Annotated in this window: 21 protein-coding genes; 16 read left to right on the top strand and 5 right to left on the bottom strand. The window is 74.3% G+C overall.

Translation table 11 applies throughout. From position 1 onward, the window contains the following. Positions 1-143: 143 nt before the first annotated feature. The 6 genes from HD597_RS13960 (at position 144) to HD597_RS13935 (ending at position 7,893) form a co-directional block, all read left to right on the top strand. Positions 144-3,614 (top strand): WD40 repeat domain-containing serine/threonine protein kinase, encoded by a 3,471-nt coding sequence (locus HD597_RS13960; protein WP_253742466.1) that lies wholly within the window; start codon positions 144-146, stop codon positions 3,612-3,614. A 49-nt stretch (positions 3,615-3,663) separates the two neighbouring features. Then, positions 3,664-4,236 (top strand): dienelactone hydrolase family protein, encoded by a 573-nt coding sequence (locus tag HD597_RS13955; protein ID WP_253742464.1) that lies wholly within the window; start codon positions 3,664-3,666, stop codon positions 4,234-4,236. 93 nt (positions 4,237-4,329) lie between these two features. Then, positions 4,330-5,418 carry a hypothetical protein gene (locus HD597_RS13950; protein ID WP_253742462.1) on the top strand — a complete coding sequence of 363 codons (1,089 nt, stop codon included), beginning with the start codon at positions 4,330-4,332 and terminating at the stop codon, positions 5,416-5,418. A 76-nt stretch (positions 5,419-5,494) separates the two neighbouring features. After that, positions 5,495-6,454, top strand: a complete 960-nt coding sequence (locus tag HD597_RS13945) for a sensor histidine kinase (RefSeq protein ID WP_253742461.1) — start codon at positions 5,495-5,497, stop codon at positions 6,452-6,454. Positions 6,455-6,509: 55 nt separating this feature from the next. Continuing rightward, positions 6,510-7,136: a response regulator gene (locus HD597_RS13940; protein ID WP_253742459.1), complete on the top strand. Its 627-nt coding sequence runs from the start codon at positions 6,510-6,512 to the stop codon at positions 7,134-7,136. A 19-nt stretch (positions 7,137-7,155) separates the two neighbouring features. Beyond that, positions 7,156-7,893 (top strand): enoyl-CoA hydratase/isomerase family protein, encoded by a 738-nt coding sequence (locus HD597_RS13935; protein WP_253742457.1) that lies wholly within the window; start codon positions 7,156-7,158, stop codon positions 7,891-7,893. Between the two features lie 52 nt (positions 7,894-7,945). Here the strand turns inward: HD597_RS13935 and HD597_RS13930 are convergent, their stop codons facing one another. Beyond that, positions 7,946-8,962 carry a hypothetical protein gene (locus HD597_RS13930; RefSeq protein WP_253742455.1) on the bottom strand — a complete coding sequence of 339 codons (1,017 nt, stop codon included), beginning with the start codon at positions 8,960-8,962 and terminating at the stop codon, positions 7,946-7,948. Between the two features lie 80 nt (positions 8,963-9,042). On the opposite strand from HD597_RS13930, the gene HD597_RS13925 reads away from it, so the two are divergent. The 6 genes from HD597_RS13925 to HD597_RS13900 are packed head-to-tail and all read left to right on the top strand — an operon-like array spanning position 9,043 to position 13,693. Then, positions 9,043-9,630 (top strand): TetR/AcrR family transcriptional regulator, encoded by a 588-nt coding sequence (locus HD597_RS13925; RefSeq protein WP_253742454.1) that lies wholly within the window; start codon positions 9,043-9,045, stop codon positions 9,628-9,630. 12 nt (positions 9,631-9,642) lie between these two features. Then, positions 9,643-10,833: a cytochrome P450 gene (locus HD597_RS13920; protein ID WP_253742453.1), complete on the top strand. Its 1,191-nt coding sequence runs from the start codon at positions 9,643-9,645 to the stop codon at positions 10,831-10,833. A gap of 13 nt (positions 10,834-10,846) precedes the next feature. Then, positions 10,847-11,623, top strand: coding sequence for an SDR family oxidoreductase (locus HD597_RS13915; RefSeq protein ID WP_253742452.1), 777 nt, complete (start codon positions 10,847-10,849; stop codon positions 11,621-11,623). Continuing rightward, positions 11,620-12,957, top strand: a complete 1,338-nt coding sequence (gene cyp51 / locus HD597_RS13910; RefSeq protein WP_253742451.1) for a lanosterol 14-alpha demethylase — start codon at positions 11,620-11,622, stop codon at positions 12,955-12,957. Before HD597_RS13915 ends, cyp51 begins: the two co-directional genes overlap by 4 nt. Next, complete coding sequence (locus HD597_RS13905) at positions 12,954-13,145, top strand: ferredoxin (protein ID WP_253742450.1); 192 nt, start codon at positions 12,954-12,956, stop codon at positions 13,143-13,145. The genes cyp51 and HD597_RS13905 overlap by 4 nt, the downstream gene beginning before the upstream one ends. A gap of 2 nt (positions 13,146-13,147) precedes the next feature. Beyond that, entirely contained in the window at positions 13,148-13,693 is a 546-nt protein-coding gene (locus HD597_RS13900; protein WP_253742449.1) for a Cif family virulence factor, read from the top strand. Positions 13,694-13,696: 3 nt separating this feature from the next. Here the strand turns inward: HD597_RS13900 and hemC are convergent, their stop codons facing one another. Genes hemC through HD597_RS13885 form a run of 3 tightly spaced genes read right to left on the bottom strand, consistent with a single transcriptional unit; the run spans position 13,697 to position 15,739 of the window. Continuing rightward, positions 13,697-14,632 (bottom strand): hydroxymethylbilane synthase, encoded by a 936-nt coding sequence (hemC, locus tag HD597_RS13895; protein ID WP_253742448.1) that lies wholly within the window; start codon positions 14,630-14,632, stop codon positions 13,697-13,699. 37 nt (positions 14,633-14,669) lie between these two features. Beyond that, entirely contained in the window at positions 14,670-15,014 is a 345-nt protein-coding gene (locus HD597_RS13890; RefSeq protein ID WP_253742447.1) for a VOC family protein, read from the bottom strand. Between the two features lie 23 nt (positions 15,015-15,037). Then, on the bottom strand, positions 15,038-15,739 hold the full coding sequence (locus tag HD597_RS13885) for a hypothetical protein (protein ID WP_253742446.1): 702 nt from the start codon (positions 15,737-15,739) through the stop codon (positions 15,038-15,040). 54 nt (positions 15,740-15,793) lie between these two features. Between HD597_RS13885 and HD597_RS13880 the strand changes: the two genes are divergently transcribed. From HD597_RS13880 to HD597_RS13865, 4 genes are read left to right on the top strand one after another with little or no spacing between them, the layout of a single operon-like run. Further along, positions 15,794-17,281 carry an aldehyde dehydrogenase gene (locus tag HD597_RS13880; protein ID WP_253742445.1) on the top strand — a complete coding sequence of 496 codons (1,488 nt, stop codon included), beginning with the start codon at positions 15,794-15,796 and terminating at the stop codon, positions 17,279-17,281. Further along, on the top strand, positions 17,278-18,015 hold the full coding sequence (locus HD597_RS13875) for an SDR family oxidoreductase (protein ID WP_253742444.1): 738 nt from the start codon (positions 17,278-17,280) through the stop codon (positions 18,013-18,015). The genes HD597_RS13880 and HD597_RS13875 overlap by 4 nt, the downstream gene beginning before the upstream one ends. Beyond that, positions 18,012-18,842 (top strand): NAD(P)-dependent oxidoreductase, encoded by an 831-nt coding sequence (locus HD597_RS13870; protein ID WP_253742443.1) that lies wholly within the window; start codon positions 18,012-18,014, stop codon positions 18,840-18,842. The genes HD597_RS13875 and HD597_RS13870 overlap by 4 nt, the downstream gene beginning before the upstream one ends. After that, the gene (locus tag HD597_RS13865; protein WP_253742442.1) at positions 18,839-19,213 is read left to right on the top strand and encodes a carboxymuconolactone decarboxylase family protein; all 375 of its coding nucleotides are present in this window, start codon (positions 18,839-18,841) and stop codon (positions 19,211-19,213) included. The genes HD597_RS13870 and HD597_RS13865 overlap by 4 nt, the downstream gene beginning before the upstream one ends. Here HD597_RS13865 and HD597_RS13860 read toward each other — a convergent pair. Further along, positions 19,200-20,456: an erythromycin esterase family protein gene (locus HD597_RS13860; RefSeq protein ID WP_253742441.1), complete on the bottom strand. Its 1,257-nt coding sequence runs from the start codon at positions 20,454-20,456 to the stop codon at positions 19,200-19,202. The two genes, HD597_RS13865 and HD597_RS13860, sit on opposite strands and share 14 nt — an antisense overlap. Positions 20,457-20,662 lie beyond the last annotated feature (206 nt).

The following is a 20,662-nucleotide window of genomic DNA, read 5'->3' as shown; positions in this document are numbered from 1 at the left end:
CGTGGGGCGCGGATCGGCCGGCTGGCCGCGATCCGCGGGCAGACCGGCGTGCCGCCGCCCGCGCTGCTGGACGCGGTGGCAGCCGTCGGCCGCCGCTGACGATCTGCCGCAACTTCACGCGATCCGGCGGCGTCTAACCGCCCGTGGATCCATTGCTTGCGGGGGACCCGCCCCGGATCGGCGGCTACTGGCTGGCCGGGCGGCTGGGCTCGGGCGGTCAGGGCGTCGTCTACGAGGCCTACGACGCGGCGGGGACGCGGGTCGCCGTGAAGGTGCTGCACGCCGAGGCGCGCGATCGTTTCGCCAAGGAGGCCGAGGCGGCGCGCCGGGTGGCGTCGTTCTGCACGACCAGGGTGCTGGACGTCGAGCTCGACGGGGACAGGCCGTTCATCGTCAGCGAGTTCGTGCCGGGGCCGAGCCTGCGGCGGGCCGTACAGGGTGGGCGCAGGTTCACCGGGGACGACCTGTACCGGCTCGCGACCGCGGTGGCGACGGCGCTGACCGCGATCCACGACGCCGGCGTGATCCACCGCGATCTCAAGCCGGACAACGTGCTGCTCGGCCCCGACGGGCCGCGGGTGATCGACTTCGGCATCGCGCGGACCGCGGACATGTCGCTGACCAGGACCGGCGAGGTGGCGGGCACGCCCAGCTACATGGCGCCGGAGGTGTTCACCGGGCAGCGGGCCGGGACGGCGGCGGACGTGTTCGCGTGGGGCGCGCTGCTGGTGTTCGCCGCGACCGGCGAGGACCCGTTCCGCGCCGACAACCTGGGCGGCGTGATCCACCGGGTGCTGTCGGCGCAGCCGGACCTGAGCGTGCTGCCGGACCGGCTGGCCACCCTGGTGACCGCCGCGCTGGAGAAGGACCCCGCCGCCCGGCCCGCCGCGCGGGAGCTGCTGCTGGCGCTGGTGTCGGGCGACGGCGGCGACGTGCGGCAGTTGCTCGCGGCGGGCAGCCGCTCGGCGGCGGGCCTGGACGTGCCGCAGACCGCCGACCCTGAGCTCGGCGCCATCGCCGAGGACGTCTACGCCTCCCTCGCGCCCGAGGAGCGCGACCTGGCGGCCGAGGTGTTCCTGCGCCTGGTGACCGTCACCGAGGACGGGCACGAGACGGTCCGCTGGGCGGCCGTGGACGAGCTCGCCGACGGCCGGCCCGAGATCGCGCGGATCCTGGAGCGCTTCGCCTACCTGCTGACCCGGCGGGACGGGGCGGTCGCGCTGTCGCGCCCCGCGCTGCTGCGCGCCTGGCTGCGCCTGCGCAGGTGGGTGGACGCCGACCGCGACGGGCTGGCCACGCTGGCGCAGCTCTCCGCCGCCACCCGCCACTGGATCGAGCACGGGCGCAAGGACGGCGACCTGCTGCAGGGCAGCCGCCTGGAGCAGGTGCTCACGTGGGCCGCGGCGGGGCGCACGCACATCAGGCTGACCACGGCCGAACGCTCCTTCCTCCAGGCGGCCACCGTGCTGACCCGCAGGCGCACCACGCGGCGGCGCACGATCACGGCGGCGCTGGCGGGGCTGCTGGCGGTCGCGGTGGCCGCCGCCGGCACGGCCTTCGTGCAGGCGCAGCGGGCCGCCGAGCAGGGCAGGGCCGTCGCGCTGCAGCGTGACCAGGCCGTCGGCCGCCAGGTCGCGGCCGAGGCGGGCCGGCTGCGCACCACGGACCCGACCGTGGCGATGCTGCTCAGCGTGACCGGCTGGCGGCTCGCGCCCTGCGCCGACACCCGGCAGAGCCTGATGGGCTCGCTGACCATGCCGGAGCGGGCGGCCTTCCGCGACCCCGCCGTCAAGGGGGTGTCGGCGGGCGCGGCGGCCGCCTCGGGGCGGATCAGGGCCGTGGCCGGCGAGGACGGCGTGCGCGTCTACGACGTGCCCGGCACGCGGCTGCGCGCGTCCTGGACGTGGCCGCGCGGATTCACCTCGCTGCCCGCCACGGCGGCCCTCAGCCCCAGCGGCGCGACCCTCGTCGTCCTCAACGGATACACGATGTCGGCCTGGGACACGATGACGGGCAGGAAACTGCGCGAGCGCCCGGTGGCGGAGGGCACGCCGCGCCCCGACCTGGCGTTCGGCGACAACGAGGACCTCGTGAGCGTGACGAGGTCGGGCTCGGTGGAGCTGCTCTGGAACGTCAGGACGGGCCGCGCCAGGAAGCCGTCCATGGAGGCGGGCCTGTCCCCGGCCGTCTCCGCCTCCGGCGAGTACGTCGCGGGCATGGGGCCCAACGACGGGATGCGGGTGATCCGGCTCCCGGACCTGTCCGTGCTGCCGTGGACGCCGAAGGAGTGCCACGCGGTAGCCTTCTCCCCGGACAGCACCCGCATGTACTGCGTGAACGGCACGATCCAGGTCTGGGACACACGCACCGGCCGCCGCGTCCCCGGCGGCGGCGAGCCGTTCTGGAACGCGTCGGAGCACGGCGCCCGCCTGTGGGTGTCGGCGGACGGCACCCGGCTGCTCGGCCTGCAGGAGAACACGATCAGGCTGTGGGACGCCAAGAGCGGCGACGAGCTGTTCACCTACCGCGCCGGGGGCGAGCCCGAGCACGCGTGGATCGAGGGCGACGGCACCGTCCGCTACCTGCTCGGCAACTCGATCGTCACGCTCGACGCCGGCTCCCGCGGCATGACCTCCAGGCTGCCCGGCGGGGCCAGGCTGATGAGCCTCGGCGACGGCCCCCTGATGATCGCGGCCAGGCCGGACGACCTCCTGCGCACCTGGGACGGCAGGCGGCTCGGCCCGCCGCTGCCCGGCTCCGAGGGGGTGGCCCCGATCGAGCTCGACCCCCAGGGCCGCAGGCTGGCAGGCGTCAAGGAGACCAGGACCGTGCAGGCGTGGGACGTGCCCACCGGGCGGACGTCGTGGACGTGGCCGTTCCCGCCCATGCAGGACGTGGTCGCCATGACGTTCACGCCGGACGGGAGCAGGCTGGTGCTCTCGCTGGCCGAGAACAGCCAGCGGGACGCCCGCAACGAGCTGCTCGTGCTGGACGCCGCCGACGGCAGGGTGCTGAAGCGGCACGAGCTCGACACCGCCACCGGCCACCTCGCCGCGGTGCACTCCGGCAAGGCCGTGGTGACCAGCGTCGGCAGGATGCTCGACCTGGACACCGGCGAGCTGACCGGGTCCGGCTTCAACAGCGGGCAGAGCGGCACGATCGCGGCCGCCCGCACCCGTCCGCTGGTCGCCTTCGGCTCCGCCGCCGTGCAGCTCTGGGACCACGGCAAGGGCGAGGAGCTGTCTCCCCTGCTGCGCCCGGCCGGCGCGCTCGGCATCTCCGGCATCGCCTTCAGCCATGACGGCTCGCTCGTCGCCGCGGTCAGCAGCACGCGGCAGGAGGAGTACTTCGTGCACGTCTGGGACGTGGCCACCCGGCAGGAGCTGGCCGCCGTGCCCATCGGGTTCGGCGACGAGCTGCGCTTCAGCGCCGATGACAGCGTGCTGTACGCCGGCGTGCGCAACTACCCGGCGGTCACCACGATCCCCGTCAAGGGGGACGCGGTGGCCACGCTCGTCTGCGAGCGCGCGGGCCGCGCGCTGTCCCCGCAGGAGTGGTCCCGTCACCTGGGAGGCGTCCCCTATCGCGACCCGTGCCCGGGCTCTCACCGGTAGGCGGCGGGTGGCCGGCCGCGCGCCGGCGCGCAGTGGTTAAGCTGCGCGCATGGCACGCGTTCTCCTCTTGCACTCGATGTACGGTCTGCGCCCCGCCGTCCACCAGGCGGCCGACCGGCTGCGGGCGGCCGGGCACGAGGTGCACGTCCCCGACCTGTACGGCGGCCGGGTCGCCGGCACCGCCGAGGAGGGGATCGCGATCAAGGAGGAGATCGGCCGCGACGAGCTGCTGAAGCGGGCCGTGGCCGCGGCCGCCCCGCTGTCCGACGAGCGGCTGGTCTACGCGGGCTTCTCCCTCGGCGCCGCGATCGCGCAGAACCTCGCCCTGGGCGACGAGCGCTCCCGCGGCCTGCTGCTGATGCACGGCACGTCCGACATGGCCGAGGGGGTCTCGGCCGACGACCTGCCCGTCCAGCTGCACGTCGCCGACCCCGACACCTACGAGCCCGCCGACTGGCTGACCACCTGGTATCTCGGCATGCGCCGGGCCAGGGCCGACGTGGAGGTCTTCCGCTACCCCGGCGTGGGGCACCTGTTCACCGATCCCGGCCTGCCCGACTACGACGCCGAGGCCGCCGAGCGCGCCTGGGCGATCGCCCTGGACTTCCTCGCCGGCCTGTGATCCGCCCTTCGGCGCAGGAGCGGCGCCCGGCGCCGGGCGAGATCTGCCGAACGGCGGATGGGCGTGGCCGCCGTCCGGCCCGAGGCTTGAGCCATGAGGAAGATCATGGCGGACTGGCCCCGATGGGCCGGGTACGCGGCGGCCGGCTGGTCGCTGGGTTACGGGGCGCTCGGGCTGTTCTGGGCGCTCGGCGGCGGAGGGTTCCCCTTCGGCAGGACCGACCCCGACTGGGAGCCCGGGCTCTCGGTGCTCGGGGAGGCGACCAGGCAGGCGGCGGCGCCGCTGATCGCGGTGCTCGGCGTGCTGGGGGCGGGCGCCGGGCTGGCGATCGCGAGAGGGGTGCGGCGGGGACGGCCCGTGCTGCTCGGGTTCGCGTGGGCGGCGGCGGCCGGGCTGACCGTGGTGGTGCCCGACAACCGGGTGCTGATGCTGGTCGCGTACGCGCCGCTGCTGGCGGTGTTCGCCTTCACCGGCGTGCCGGGCGGGCAGCCGATGTCGGAGCTGGTGCCGTGGTCGCGGGTCAACCTGTTCATCGTGCTGGCGGGCGGGCTGCTGTGGGCGCTGGCGGCGCTGGCGCACCAGCGGCGCACGGCGGGCAGGTGCACGGCCTGCGGGCGGGGCGGGCACCGTACGGCGCGCTGGGCCACGCCGGCGGCCGCGCGGCGCTGGGGCCTGTGGGCGGTGGTGGTCGCGGCGGCCGTCCCGGCCGCGTACGACGCCAGCCGGTTCGCCTGGGCGGCGGGCATCCCGCTGGGGATCACCGAGGAGTTCTGGCGGTGGCTGGACGAGTCGGGGCTGCGCTGGGCCGGGCTGTTCCTCAGCCTGATGGGGCTGGGAGGGGCGATCCTCACGCTGGGGCTCGTGCAGCGCTGGGGCGAGGTCTACCCGCGGTGGATCTGGTTCAGGGCGGGCCGGCGGGTGCCGCCCATGCTGGCCGTCGTCCCCGCCTCGATCGTGTCGGTGATCGTGCTGTCCGGCGGGCTGACGTTCTGGCGGCTGCGCATGGTGCACGACTACGACTGGGAGATGTGGGCGACGTGGGCGCCGTCGCTGGTGTGGCCGTTGTGGGGGGTCGCGCTGGCCGCCGCCACCCTCGCGTACCACCTGCGCCGGCGCGGCGCCTGCCGGTCGTGCGGGCGCGGCGGGCCGCTGGAGGCCGCGCGTGATCGGGAGCTCGCGTGATCGGGGGCGCGCATATGCGGGGCTGGGCATGATCGGAGCTGGGCATGATCGGGGCTGGGCATGATCGGGGCTGGGCATGATTAGCGCCGCGGGCCGGCGGGTCACGGTGGCCGGGGTCGCGGGGGTTGCCGGGGCGCTCTCGCTCGCCGTCACACTGGCGCACCCGCTGACGGGCAGGGCGAGCGTGAACGCCCTGGCGACGGTGGCCGAGGTGGCAGTGCTGCTGGTCCTCCTCGTCGTCACCGTCCGCCGCTCCCCCGCGCGCCAGGCGGCCGTCGCCGCGGCGCTGAGCGGCTCGGCGGTGGCGCTCGTCCTGCTGCGCGCGGTGTGGCAGGGCCCGCCGCAACTGGCGTTCGGCGCGTGCGCGGCCTGGGCGCTCGGCTCCGTGGCGGCCACGGGGGCCGGGCTCTACCTGCGCAGGCTGGACGACAACCGGCGGCGCGCGGTGGAGGAGGCGACCCGGGCGCAGCGGCTCGGGCTGGCCCGCGACCTGCACGACTTCGTCGCCCACGACGTCAACGGCATGCTCGTGCAGGCGCAGGCCGCCCAGGTGGTGGCGGGCGAGCTGCCGGAGCCGGTGGCCGACGCGCTGCGGCGCATCGAGGAGGCCGGGCAGCGGGCGCTGGCCTCGCTCGACCGTACGGTGCACGCGCTGGGCGAGCGGGGGCCGGGGATCGAGGGGCTGGCGCGGCTGGCCGGCGCGTTCTCGCCCGGCGTGCGGGTGGACCTGGCCGTCGAGCCGGGCCTGGCGCCGCGGCACGAGGTCTCGTCCCTGGCCTACCGCGTGGTGACCGAGGCGCTCACGAACGTGCGCAGGCACGCCCCGCGTGCCACCATCGTGGCGGTGGAGATCCGTGAGAGGGGCGGTGTCCTGCGGGTGCGCGTGGCGGACGACGGCGGCGGCAGCTCGCCGAGCACCAGGGCCGGCGGGTTCGGCCTGGCCGGCCTGGGCGACCTGCTGGAGGCCCGCGGCGGAAGCCTGGCGGCGGGCCCGCACGGGCCCGGCTGGCAGGTCGTCGCGGAGATCCCGGCATGACGGCGCGCCCGGGTGCGCGGGCCCGCGGCGCGGTGGCGTGCGTGCGGGGAGCGGCATGACGACGCGGATCCTGCTCGCCGACGACCAGGAGGACGTGCGGATCGGCTTCCGGCTCATCCTCGACGCGCAGCCGGACATGACCGTGGTGGGTGAGGCCGCGGACGGCGCGCGGGCGGTCGAGCTGGCCCGCCACCTGCGCCCCGACGTGGTGCTGGCCGACGTCCGCATGCCCGTGCTGGACGGGCTGGAGGTCACCAGGAGGCTCGCCGCCGAGACCCGCGTGATCGTCGTGACCACGTTCGACCTGGACGAGTACGTCCACACTGCCCTGCGCGAGGGCGCCTGCGGCTTCCTGCTCAAACGCTCGGGCCCCGCCCTGCTGGTGGAGGCCGTCCGCGCGGCGATGGCGGGCGACACCCTGATCAGCCCCCAGGTGACCGTACGCCTGCTCCAGGGCCTGACCCGCCGCCCGCCTCCGCCGCCCGCCGACCCGCTCACCGCCCGCGAGCTGGAGATCGCCCGCCTGGTGGCGCGGGGGCACACCAACGCCCGCATCGCCGCCGAGCTGACCATCAGCCCCGGCACCGTGAAGACGCACCTGGCCCACATCCAGCGCAAGGTGGGCGCCGCCAACCGCGTCGGCATCGCCGCGTGGGCGTGGAGCAGCGGACAGGTGACCTGACGAGGGAGAGGATCGCCGGATGATCGAGACAGCCGACCACGGCGGCGTCGCCGTGCTGACCCTGGCCAACGGCCCGGTGAACGTCCTGGACCTGGAGTTGCTGACCGCCGTCCCCGAGGTCCTGGCCGGCGTGGCCGGCGCCCGCGCCGTCGTGCTGACCGGCGGCGGCCGGGCCTTCTCGGCGGGCGTGGACCTGAAGCGCGTCGTCGAGGGCGGCCCCGGCTACGTCGAGCGGTTCCTGCCGGCGCTCAGCGAGGCGGTGCTGGCCCTGTTCGGGCAGCCGAAGCCGGTCGTCGCCGCCGTGAACGGGCACGCCCTGGCCGGTGGCTGCGTGCTGGCCGCCGCCTGCGACGTCCGGCTGATGTCGGGCGGCACCATCGGCCTGACCGAGCTGGCGGCAGGCGTGCCCTTCCCCGCGGTGCCTCTGGAGGTCATGCGCCACGCGGTCGGCCCGGCGCTGGACACGATGGTGCTCGGGGCCGGCCGGCTGGCTCCCGGTCGGGCCGTCGCGATCGGCCTGGTGCACGAGGTCGTCGAGCCGGAGCGGCTGCTCGCGCAGGCGCTGCGGCGCGCCGAGGAGCTGTGCGCGGTGCCGCCGGACGTGTACGCCTTCGCCAAGCGCCAGCTCCACGCGCCCGCCCTCGAACGTGTCCAGGCCACGCGGGCGTCGGACGATCCCGAGGTGCTGAGGATGTGGAGCTCCGAACGCACCCGCACGGTCCTGCGCGGCTACCTCGACTCCCTGCGCCGGCCCTGAACCGGCTCAGTTCAGAACCGGCTCAGCCCGAACCGGCTCAGCCCGAACCGGCTCAGTACGTGATGAACCCGTACAGCGCCAGGTGGTTCGACTTGGTGCCGCTGACCGTGTGGCCGACGGCGGACGGCTGCACGGCGCCCTTGACGAACAAGTAGTCGATCTTCCTGGAGCCCATGGTGGCCTTCGTCCCGTAGCCGGTCATGCCGAAGCCGCCGAGGGTGGCGGGGGCGATGCCCGTGCGGTTCGCGTCCACGCCGATCACGCGGATCGCGGAGGCGTTCATCAGGCTCGTGGCGTCGGCGCCGACGTGGATGCCGGAGCCGCCGATGCCCGTGTCGCCCGCGCCGGCGCAGGCGTGCTGCCCGTTCTGCTCGGGCAGGTGCATGGTCGCGGCGAAGACGGACGTGCTCGTGCCCTTGATCGTGAACCTGGCGGCGATGGCGCTCGTGCGCTTCCACTTGTACGCGTACGCGGCGCCGTCGTCGTTGCTCGGCGGCTTGTACAGCGTGCACCCGGCCCCGGTGTCGTAGGCCGTGCCGGGCTTCAGCCAGCCCGCGCTCCAGTACTTGGAGGTGTCGGCGAGGCCGAGCGTCCGGGTGTTGTAGACGATCGCGTTGGTCTGCTTCTTCTTCAGGTCGCCGAGCGACTGCTGGCTGCAGTGGTGGGAGCCGCCCCACGGCTCGGGGTCGGCCCAGGCCACGATCGCCCGGTAGGTGCCGGCCGGGTAGCCGAACATGGCCGAGAGCTGGTCGGCGTAGGCCGTGGCCTGGCCGGTGCCGCGTACCTGTTGCACGATGAGCAGGTCGGGGGCCTGCACGCCGGAGGTGCCGGTCGCGCCGTTGCCGTCGACCAGCATCGAGCGCAGGTGGTCGGGGCCGGAGATGCGGGTGCAGGTGCCGTCGGCGTTGTTGCGCACCAGGTTCTCGATGTTGTTGCTGTAGACCCGTAAGACGCGGTCGGCGGCGGCCGCGGGGGCCGCCTGCGCGGGGGTGGCCGCGGCGAGCGAGGCGGCGGCGAGCGCCACCGCGCCGGATGATCGGAGGCCGGATGATCGGAGACTGAGTGCCATGGAGAGAGGGTAGCCAGCCGCATGATCGGCGGGCAGGGCCCTCTTGCGCCGGACACCCACCTGAACTAGCGTCTGGACACATGTCCGGCGAAGCGATGACGGAGCCGACCCGCCGCCGGTTGTCCGGGCGGCAGGCCGACACGGTGCGCCGGCTCACCGACGCGGCCGTCGAGGAGGTCCGGGCGACCGGGTTCGACGGGTTCACCGTGCGCAACGTGGCACGCCGCGCGGGGGTCGCGCCCGCCACCGCGTACACGTACTTCACCTCCAAGAACCACCTGATCACCGAGGTGTTCTGGCGGCGGCTGCGCGCGCTGCCGCCCATCCCGCAGGCGCCGCAGGCGCCGCGCGAGCGGGTGATCGCGGTGCTGCGCGAGATCGCGCTGCTGGTCTCCGACGAGCCGGAGCTGGCCGCCGCCTGCACGACCGCGCTGCTCGGCACCGACCCGGACGTGCGGGAGCTGCGCCTGCGCATCGGCAGGACCATCCACCGCCGCCTGCTGGCGGCGCTCGACCCCGGCGCCGAACGCCCGTCGCCGGAGCAGGCGCGCGTGCTCAACGCGCTGGAGTTCGCGTACGCGGGCGCGCTCGTGCACGCGGGCATGGGTTACAGCTCTTACGCCGAGATGGCCGACCGGCTCGCCGAGGTGGCCGGGCTGCTCTTCTGAGGGGGTGTCGCCGTGCGGGGCAGTCCGTCCTACGACCCGTACGACTACGCGATCCACGAGGACCCGTACCCCGCCTACCGGCGGCTGCGCGACAGCGCGCCGCTCTACCGCAACGACGAGCTCGACTTCTGGGCGATCTCCCGGCACGCCGACGTGTCGGCCGCCTTCCGCGACCACGAGCGCTACTCCAGCGCCAACGGCGTCTCCCTCGACCCGAGCGCGTGGGGCCCGGCCGCGCACCGGACCATGTCGTTCCTGGCCATGGACCCGCCCTCGCACACCAGGATGCGGGCGCTGGTCTCGAAGGGCTTCACGCCGCGCCGGGTGCGGGAGCTGGAGGGCGACATCCTGCGGCTGACCCGCCGGCACCTGGAGCCGGCCGTGGCCGCGGGCGGGTTCGACGCGATCGCGGACTTCGCGGGCAGGCTGCCGATGGACGTCGTCTCCGAGCTGATGGGCGTGCCGGAGGCCGACCGCGAGGAGGTGCGGCGGCTCGCGGACCTCGTCGTGCACCGCGAGGAGGGGCTGAACGACGTCCCGCCGGCCGGCATGGAGGCGGCGCTCGTGCTGGCCGGCTACTACCAGGACCTGGTCGCCGAGCGGCGCCGCAGGCCGGGCGCCGACCTGACCTCCGCGCTGCTCGCCGCCGGGGAGGGCCGCGACCGCATGACCGGCGAGGAGATCGTCGCCTTCCTGTTCCTCATGGTCGTGGCCGGCAACGAGACCACCACCAAGCTGCTGGCCAACGCCCTGTACTGGGGCCGGCGCCATCCGGAGCAGCTCGCCAAGCCGCTGGCCGATCCCGGCCGGGTGCCGGCGTGGGTGGAGGAGACGCTGCGTTACGACACCTCCAGCCAGCAGATCGCCCGCACGCTCACCCGTGACACCGAGCTGCACGGCACGCTCGTCCCCGCGGGGGCGCGCATGCTGCTGCTGGTCGGGTCGGCCAACCGCGACGAGCGCGTGTTCGCCGAGCCCGACCGCTACGACCTCGACCGCGACACCGCGCCGCTGATCAGTTTCGGCGGCGGCCGGCACTTCTGCCTCGGGGCCGGCCTCGCCCGCCTGGAGGCGCGGCTGGCCCTGACCGAGTTCGTCCGCCTGGTCCGGGCCTACGACGTGGACGAGGACAAGGCCGTACGCGTGCACTCCGTCAACGTCAGAGGCTTCGCCGCCTTACCCATGACCGTCACCCCCCGATAGGAGGTCCGCCTCCATGCCCCGATTCGCCCCCCACCCCGGACGCCGCCCCGCACTCGTCACCGGGGCCTCGTCCGGGATCGGCGCGGCCACCGCCACCCTGCTCGCCGCCGCCGGCCATCCCGTGGCCCTGGGCGCCCGCCGCGTGGACCGCTGCGAGCAGGTCGCCGCCACCATCCGCGAGCGCGGCGGGCAGGCGGTCGCCCTCCCGCTGGACGTCTCCGACTCCGACTCGGTCAAGGCCTTCGTCGCGGCGGCCACCGACGCGCACGGCGACCCCGAGATCGTCGTCTCCGGCGCCGGGGACCTGGCCGCCTCGCGCGTCCACGAGCTCGACCCCGAGGCCTTCGCCGCCCAGCTCCAGGTGCACCTGGTGGGCGCGCACCGGGTGGTCGCGCAGGTGGTGCCCGGCATGGTGGCCAGGGCGCGCGGCGACGTCGTCCTCGTCTCCTCCGACGTGGTGCCCTCGCCCCGGCCCCGGATGGGCGCGTACGTGGCGGCCAAGCACGGTCTCGAGGGCATGGCCCGCGCCATGCGGATGGAGCTGGAGGGCAGCGGCGTGCGGACGTCGCTGGTCAGGCCGGGCCCGACGCTGACGGGGATGGGCATGACGTGGGACGCCGAGACGACCACCACGGTGCTGGCGGAATGGGTGCACTGGGGGCTGGCGCGGCATCCGCACTTCCTGCAGCCGGAGCAGGTCGCCGCGGTGATCGTGACGGTCGCGACCGCGCCGCGCGGCGTGCACCTCACGCTGGTGGAGGTCCAGCCGGAACGGGCGGTCGGGTCATGAGGGAGCCCGCCCTGGTCTCCGGCGGCCCCGACCACCTGGAGGAGCTGCGCGCCGACCCCATCGGGCTGATGCGCCGGGTGCGCGCGGAGTGCGGCGACGTGGGGCGGTTCCTGCTGGCCGGGCGGCCGGTCGTGCTGCTGTCGGGGGCCGAGGCGAACGAGTTCTTCTTCCGCGCCCCGGACGAGGAGCTCGACCAGGCGGAGGCGTACCCGTTCATGACGCCGATCTTCGGGACCGGCGTGGTCTTCGACGCCACCCCGGAGCAGCGCCGGGAGGCCCTGCACAACCAGGCGCTGAAGGGCTCGTTCCTCAGGGGGCACGCGGCCACGATCGCCGCCGAGGTGGAGCGGATGGTCGCGGGGTGGGGCGAGGAGGGGGAGCTCGACCTGCTCGACTGGTTCGCCGAGCTCACCATCTACACCTCCTCGGCGTGCCTGATCGGCAAGCGGTTCCGCGAACAGCTCGACCACCGCTTCGCCGAGCTCTACCACGACCTGGAGCGGGGCACCGACGCGATCGCCTACGTCGACCCGTACGCCGACATCGAGAGCTTCCGCCGCCGCGACGCCGCCAGGGTGCGGCTCGTGGCGCTGGTGGAGGGCATCATGGACGGCCGGGCCGCCGCGCCCCGCCCGCCCCGGGAGGAGCGGGACCTGCTCGACGTGCTCATGTCGATCCGGGCGGACGACGGCACGCCTCGCTTCTCCGCGGACCAGATCACCGGCATGTTCATCTCGATGATGTTCGCCGGGCACCACACCAGCTCGGGCACGGCCGCCTGGACCCTGATCGAGCTGCTGCGCCACCCCGCCGTGCTGGACGGGGTGGTGGCGGAGCTGGACGAGCTGTACGCCGACGGCTCCGAGATCAGCTTCCAGGCGCTGCGCGAGATCCCGCTGCTGGAGTCGGCGATCAAGGAGGCGCTGCGCCTGCACCCGCCGCTGATCCTGCTGCTGCGGGTGGCCATGACGGAGCAGCAGGTGCTCGGCTTCCGCATCCCGCCGCGCACCCTGGTCGGCTGCAGTCTGGCGGTCTCCAACCGGATCCCGGAGGACTTCCCGCGGCCCGGCGCCTTCGACCCGTCCCGCTACGCCAAGCCGCGCGAGGAGGACCTGCTCAACCGGTGGACCTGGGTGCCGTTCGGTGCGGGCCGGCACCGCTGCGTGGGCGCGAACTTCGCGATGATCCAGCTCAAGGCGATCTTCTCGGTGCTGCTGCGGGACTGGGAGTTCGAGCCGGCCCAGCCGCCGGACTCCTACCGCGACGACCACTCCAAGATGGTCGTCCAGCTCGCCCGGCCGTGCCGGGTCCGCTACCGCAGGCGCAGATCGTGAAGCTGGAGGCCGACCTGGACCTCTGCCAGGGGCACGCGATGTGCGAGCTGGAGGCGCCGGACGTCTTCGAGGTCCCGCGCAGGGGCAAGGTCCGCGTCCTCGTGGAGGAGCCGGAGGAGTCGATGCGCGCCCAGGTGGAGGCCGCCGTCCGTTACTGCCCGACCCGGGCGCTGAAGCTGGGAGGCTGATCATGTTCGCACGTGACGAGCTGGAGGAGATGGTCCAGCGCTGGCTGGAGGCCAACCGCCGGTGCGAGGAGCGGGGCGACTGGCGCCCGCTGGCGGACCTCTACACCGAGGACGCCACCTACGGCTGGAACATCGGCCCCGGCCAGGACTTCATGGCGGTCGGCAGGGACGAGATCCGCGAGCTCGCCCTGGGCTCGGAGATGGGCGGCCTGGACGGCTGGTCGTACCCGTACCAGAGCATCCTCATCGACGAGCGCCAGGGGCAGGTGGTCGGCTTCTGGAAGCAGCTCGCCGACGCCCGCCGCCCGGACGGCAGCCCGTACGAGGTGCCGGGGATCGGCGGGAGCTGGTTCAGGTACGGCGGCGGCTTCCGGTGGAGCTGGCAGCGCGACTGGTTCGACCTGGGCAACGTGACCGCGGTGTTCGTCGAGATGATGAAGGCCGGGGTCCTGTCGGACGGCATGCGCCGCCGCCTGGACCGCGCCTCCTCCGGCGCCCCCGTCGCCGGCTACTACCCGAGGGCGCAGACTCCCGTGCCGCTGTGGTGACGGCTAGTGCGGGATGGCGTCGATGAGCTGGCGGGCGCCCTGGCGGAGCAGCGCGACGGCGACCGAGGTGCCCAGCGTGGCGGGGTCGAGGGGGCCGGCCCACTCGTGGGCGTCCAGGACGGTCTTGCCGTCGGGGCTGAAGACGCGGGCGCGCAGCGACAGGCGGCCGTCGCGTTCGGCGCGGCCGTACCCGGCGATCGGGCTGTTGCAGTGCCCCTGCAGGACGTGCAGCAGCATGCGCTCGGCCGTCACCTCGCGCCAGGTGTCGGGGTCGCCCAGGCCGGCCACGGCCTCGATGGTCTGCTCGTCGTCCTGGCGGCACTGCAGGGCGAGCACGCCCGCGCCGATCGGCGGGCACATGGTCTCCAGCGACAGCGCTTCGGAGACGCGGTCGCGCATGCCGATGCGTTCCAGGCCCGACACGGCCAGCAGCAGCGCGTCGGCCTCGCCGGCGTCGAGCTTCTCCAGCCGGCGGTTGGCGTTGCCGCGCATCGGGACGCAGCGCAGGTGCGGGTGGGTGGAGGCGAGCTGGGCGATCCGCCGCACCGACGAGGTGCCGATGCGGGTGCCCGGCGGCAGCTCGTCCAGGGTGGCGCCGCCCGGGTGGACGAGGGCGTCGCGCAGGTCGTCGCGCTTGAGGAAGGCCGCCCAGGTCGTGCCGGCGGGCAGCGGCCGGTCGGCCGGGACGTCCTTGACGCAGTGGACCGCCAGGTCGGCCTGCCCCGCCAGCAGGAGCGCGTCCACCTCCTTGGTGAACGCGCCCTTGCCGCCGAGCGCCGACAGCGCGCCCTGCCACCGGTCGCCCGACGTGGTGACCGGCACGACCTCCGTCCGGACCTCGGGGTGCAGCGCGGCGAGCTCGTGGCGGACCCGCTCCACCTGGGCGAGCGCCATGGGTGACGAGCGGGTGGCGATGCGGATCAGCTCAGGGACGGCCATCCGTCGATGGTAGCCCGCCGCGGCCGTCCGCGAGCCCTCATCCGGTGGGGGCCTGGGCGAGCGAGAGGCTGTTGCCGTCGGGGTCGATGATCTCCACGTGGCGCACGCCGTTGCCGTACGTCTCGACGGGCTCGTGCCCGATGCCGTGCGCGGCCAGGCGGGCCAGGATGTCGTCGAGGTCGGTGACGCCGAACGTGATCATGGTGCCGCCCACCCGGCCGGCCCGCACGTCCCGGTCGTCGAGGACGACCCACGCGTTCTCACCGACCTGCCACAGGAGCTCCTCGCCGATGATCTCGTCCGCCGGCCGCCCGAAGAACACCTCGTACCACTTCTGCGAGATCGCCAGGTCGCGCACGCACACCACGCTGTGCAGGTCCATGGATGCCGTTCCTTCCCCTCGGGTCAAGGGTGAGACCGCTCCCGCGGCCGGAACTCATCGCCCGGGACGTGCGGCGTGCCGTCGCGCATCGGCGGGAAGCGGAAGCGGGCCGCGGTGGTGGCTCGGGTCATCCCGGTGATCGGGGCCTCGCCGACCGGCTCGGTGTCGTCGTCGATGACGACCTCCCAGCGGCAGTGCGGCACCCTGCCGCCCGGGACGCGCGGCGGGCGGTGCACCGGGCGGATGCGCGCCCTGGGGTTGACCGCCTGGGCCGTCCAGTCGAACGTGCCGTCCTCGATGTGGTGGCACATGCCGCGCACCGCCCGCTCGCCGAACGGCTCCACGTCGAGCAGCGCCCCGCAGGTGCGGAGCTGGAAGAAGCCGTGCGACTCGTCGATCAGCTCGTACTCGACGTCCATGTAGTGCTGGGCGAAGCCGGGGTCGAGCTGCAGGCACTTGAAGATGGCCGAGACCCCGTCGCCCTCGATCCGCATGATCTCGCGGATGCGCCGGGTGTAGACGGGGCTGGCGCCGCGCCACTCCTGGACGGCGATCTCCTCCACGGCCTCCTGGCCGTACCTCATCCCGACCGCGATCAGCGAGGAGCGGTCGAGCAGGTGGACGATGAGCGCGTACTCCCTGACCAGGCGCACCAGCGCCGCCTTCGACAGGTCCTCGAAGCGGAAGCCGGGGTCGAACGCGCCGGAGTAGTCGTCACGGGACACTGGCCCTCCTCGGTCGCCCCTTGCACGGTGACACGTGAACTGTAGTCTGGACACGTGTCCATAACAACCGGTCGCTTGCTCGACGGCTGGGCGGAGCAGGGCTCTCCCCTCCTGGTCGACGGCAGGCTGGTCACGGGCGATCGGCACTTCGAGACGATCGATCCGGCCACCGAGGAGGTCATCGGGCCGGCCGCCGACGCCACGCCCGGCCTGCTCGACGCCGCGATCGCCGCCGCCCGCCGCGCGTTCGACGACTCCGGCTGGGCGGCCGACCTCGCGCTGCGCGTCCACTGCCTGCGCCAGCTCCGCCAGGCCCTGGTACGGCACGGCGACGAGCTGCGCGCGCTCACCATCAGGGAGGCCGGCGCGCCCCGGTTCCTGACGTACGGCGCGCAGCTCGACGCGCCCGTGGCCGATCTGGGCTGGGTCGCCGACCTCGCCGAGACCTACGCCTGGACGCGCGACCTGGGCCGGGCCGAGCCGATGGGGATCGCCAGCGACCGGTACGTCCTGCGCGAGCCGGTGGGCGTGGTCGCCGCGATCACCCCGTGGAACTTCCCGCACCAGATCAACCTGGCCAAGCTGGGCCCCGCGCTGGCGGCGGGCAACACGGTGGTGCTCAAACCCGCCCCCGACACCCCCTGGTGTGCGGCGGCGCTCGGCCGGCTGGCCGCCGAGGAGACCGACCTCCCGCCGGGCGTCGTGAACGTCGTCACCGGCCGCGACCACGCCCTCGGCGCGCGGCTGGCCGCCGATCCGCGCGTGGACCTGGTCTCCTTCACCGGCTCGACGGCGACGGGCCGCGCGGTGATGCGCGGCGCCGCCGAGACGCTCAAGCGGGTGTTCCTGGAGCTGGGCGGCAAGTCGGCGTGCGTCGTGCTGGACGACGCCGACCTCGTCAGGGCGTGCGGGTACGCCGCCTTCGCCGCGATCTCCCACGCCGGGCAGGGCTGCGCGCTCACCACCCGCCTGCTGGTCCCCCGCGCCCGCCACGACGAGGCCGTGGAGATCACCGCCAGGACGATGGCGCGCATCGGCGCCGGAGACCCGTCCGACGAGCGCACCGTCTGCGGCCCGGTCATCTCCGCGCGCCAGCGCGACCGCGTCGAGGCGTACCTGAAGCTCGCGGTCGCCGAGGGCGGCTCGTTCGCCACCGGCGGGCGCCGGCCCGACCGGGAACGGGGCTTCTGGATCGAGCCCACCCTGATCACCGGCCTGACGAACCAGGCCAGGGCGGCCCGCGAGGAGATCTTCGGCCCGGTGCTGGTGGTGCTCCCCCACGACGGCGACGACGACGCCGTGCGGATCGCCAACGACTCGCCCTACGGCCTGTCCGGCGCCGTGCACTCCGGCGACCCGGAGCGGGCGCGCGCGCTCGCGCGGCGGCTGCGCACCGGCACGGTCAGCGTCAACGGCGGCATCTGGTACGGCCCCGACGTGCCGTTCGGCGGCTACAAGCAGTCGGGGACCGGCCGCGAGATGGGCGTCGCGGGCTTCGAGGAGTACCTGGAGACCAAGTCGATCGCGGAGGGAGCGGGATGAGGCGCTTCGCCGGAAAGGTGGCGGTCGTCACGGGCGCCGCCCAGGGCATCGGAGAGGCGTACGCGCGGGCGCTGGCCACCGAGGGCGCGAGCGTCGTCGTGGCGGACGTGGACGAGCAGGGCGCGAAGGTCGCCGGCGACATCGACGGCCTGTTCGTCAGGACCGACGTGGCCGATCCCGCGGCCACCGAGGCCATGGCGTCCGCGGCCGTGGCGGCGTTCGGCGGGATCGACTACCTGGTCAACAACGCCGCCGTCTTCGGCACCATGAAGCTGGACTTCCTGTTCACCGTCGACTGGGACTACTACCGCAGGTTCATGTCGGTGAACCTGGACGGCGCGCTGCTGTGCGCCCGCGCCTGCCACGCCCGCATGGCCGAGCGGGGCGGCGGCGCGATCGTCAACCAGTCCTCCACCGCCGCCTGGCAGTACTCCGGCTACTACGGCCTGGCCAAGGCCGGGGTGAACAGCCTCACCCAGCAGCTCGCGCACGAGCTCGGCTCGCTGGGCATCCGCGTCAACGCCATCGCGCCGGGCCCGATCGACACCGCCGCCCACCGGGCGGTCGTGCCCGCGGGCATGTCCGCCAGGATCGTGCGCGACAAGCTCGCGCTCAAGCGGCTCGGCACGCCGGACGACCTCGTCGGGATGTGCCTGTTCCTGCTGTCGGACGAGGCGTCGTGGGTCACGGGGCAGATCTTCAACGTGGACGGGGGCGAGGTGTTCCGCGCATGATGTACGGCTTCGTCGGGCTCGGTCAGATCGGCGCCCCCATGGCGGGACGCCTGGCCGGGCCCGGCCTGATCGTCTACGACGTCCGGGCCGAGGCGATGGCGCCCCTGGTCGAGCGGGGCGCGCTGCCCGCCGCCGGCCTGGCCGACGTGGCCCGCGCCGAGATCGTCTCGCTCATGGTCCGCGACGACGCGCAGGTCAACGAGGTCGCCGGTGCGCTCATCCCGGCGTGCGCGGCCGGCACGGTCATCGCCGTGCACTCCACGATCCACGCCGGCACCGCGGTCAAGCTGGCCGAGGCCGCGCGGCCGTACGGGGTGGAGATCGTCGACGCCCCCGTCAGCGGCGGCTTCATGGGCGCCGCGGCGGGCACACTCGCGGTCATGGTCGGGGCGAGCGAGGCGGCGTTCGCGCGGGTGAAGGAGGCGTTCGCCGCGTGGGCCGGGCTCGTCCTGCACATGGGCCCCGTCGGCGCGGGCACCCGCGCCAAGCTCGCCCGCAACCTGCTGCACTTCGTCTCCTTCGCCGCGGCGGCCGAGGCGCAGCGCCTGGCCGAGGCGGCGGGGATCCCGCTGGGCGACCTCGGCCGGATCGTCCGCCACTCCGACGCCGTCACCGGCGGCCCCGGCGCCCTCATGCTGCGCGGCACCACGGCGCCCCTGCCTCCCGGCGACCCGCTGCGCGAGATCATGGCGCACGTGCTCGCGCTCGGCGACAAGGACCTGTCGCTCGCCCTCGACCTGGCCGGCGAGCTCGGCGTCGACACCCCGCTCGCCCGGCTCGCCCACCGGCGGCTGGCCGCCGACCTCGGCCTGGAGGAGCCCTCATGACCGACGACAGGCGGCGGCGCGGGCTGGAGATGATGGGCCGGGTCTACGGGTGGGAGGTGCACGACGGCCCCGGCGACTTCTTCGGGATCACCGTGGACCACCTGTTCGCCGAGATCTGGTCCCGGCCCGGGCTGTCGATGCGCGACCGGCGGCTCCTCCTGATCGGCGTCCTGGCCGCCAGGGGCATGAACGACGTGCTCGACATCCAGCTCCCCGCGGCGCTGAGCAACTCCGAGCTCACCGCCGGCGAGCTGCGCGAGATCGCCATCTTCCTGACCCACTACGTCGGCTGGCCCCTGGGGGCCAGGCTCAGCGTGCAGGTCGACACGATCGTGGCCCGGCACGAGAAGCGGGCCGCTACAGAGGAGTGACCGGGGTGGCCCGCGGCACGTACACCAGCGCGTCGTACGCCTTCGCGGGCACCATGGCCACCGTGTACGTCCAGCTCAGAGCGCTGAACAGGGACCGGAAACCGTCGCCGGCGCTGCCCATGCGCAGCTCCGAGCCGAGCAGCCGGCGGTTGGCGGGCGTGGCCGACGCCTGGGCGAGGTTCACGTAGCCCAGCGGCTCGGCGCCGAACAGCCCGGCCAGCGGCGTGTCGTGGCTCACGGTGAAGCGGGCGCGCTCGCCGGAGGAGTCGTCGCGGCTGAGGAAGGTGCTGGTGCCGAACTCGGTGCCGATGGCGAAGTAGTCGTCCCCGTACGTCCTGGCCAGGCGCCGTCCCATCGACTCGAAGGAGAACGCGGCCCCGGTCTTGTCGAGATGGCCGTTGTGACCGGCCACGACGAGCTTCCTGCCGTCGCGCCCGGCGATCCACTCGACGGCCTCGGCCATCCAGGCGTCCCGCTTGCTCGCGTAGCCGGCCCCGGACAGTTGCAGCCGCGCGCCCCTGCCGATCGTCTCGGCGTGGCGCAGCGCGACGGCGAACGCCTCGGGGGAGCTGCGCCTGACGTAGGCGTCCTCGTGGTCGCGCAGGCGGGCGGCGATGCGTTCGGCGGCGGCGGCGCCCGCCTCGACCTCGGCCTCGTCCCGTGTGGACCTGGTGGCGTCGGTGAGGCCGGCCAGCGCCTGTCCGGCCTGCTGGGCCTGGGCGGGCTCGACGGTGGCGAGATAGCGCAGCAGCCGCTCCTTGTTGCGGTCGTAGCGCTGCATGTCGAAGCCGTAGAGGCGGACCTTGTCGGCGTCGGCGGCGCTCGCGTTGTGGTCGTGGATCCAGCGCAGCAGGGCCGCCGTCTCGCGGGTGCGGTAGATGTCGAAGCCGAGCGCGGTGGCGGCCTGCTCCGCGGTGCCCTGGCCCTTGACCACGTAGTCGTCGGCGACGGCCGTGCCGCCGAAGTCCGCCTCCAGGGCGACCGTGCGGAAGCCGTGCTCCCGTACCAGCCGCTGGATGATCAGCGTGCGGGCCTGGACGAACTCCTTGTTGCCGTGCGTGGCCTCGCCGATGCCGACCACCCGCTTCGCGGCGGCGTCGGCGAGCGTGGCCCGGTCGAGGGGCACCACGGCGCCGGACGTCACCCCCGCGGTGTCCACGCCCGCGCACGCGGCCGCGAGCAGCGCGAGGCCCGCGAGGGCGACGGCGAGCCGGGGCCGCACGTCCTTGTCGAACTGGATCATGGGTCCAGTTCACCGGTGCGGTGGGGTGCGTGTCATCGGAGCCAGGTCGAGCGTGACGGGGTGCGGGTTGTAGACCCTGGGCCGCCGCCGATGTGGACCTGAGTCGTACGGATGACACTGTGGTGACCTCCGTCAAAGAAGCCGCCACATGAGAACGGCCACCAGCCCTCCTCGGAGTGGCCGTCGGATGACCGGCCCGGCCAGGG

This window comes from Nonomuraea thailandensis, from assembly GCF_024172165.1.
Classification (GTDB): domain Bacteria; phylum Actinomycetota; class Actinomycetes; order Streptosporangiales; family Streptosporangiaceae; genus Nonomuraea; species Nonomuraea thailandensis.
The sequence above is the reverse complement of the archived record's forward strand: the minus strand, read 5'-3'. Positions and strand labels throughout refer to the sequence as shown.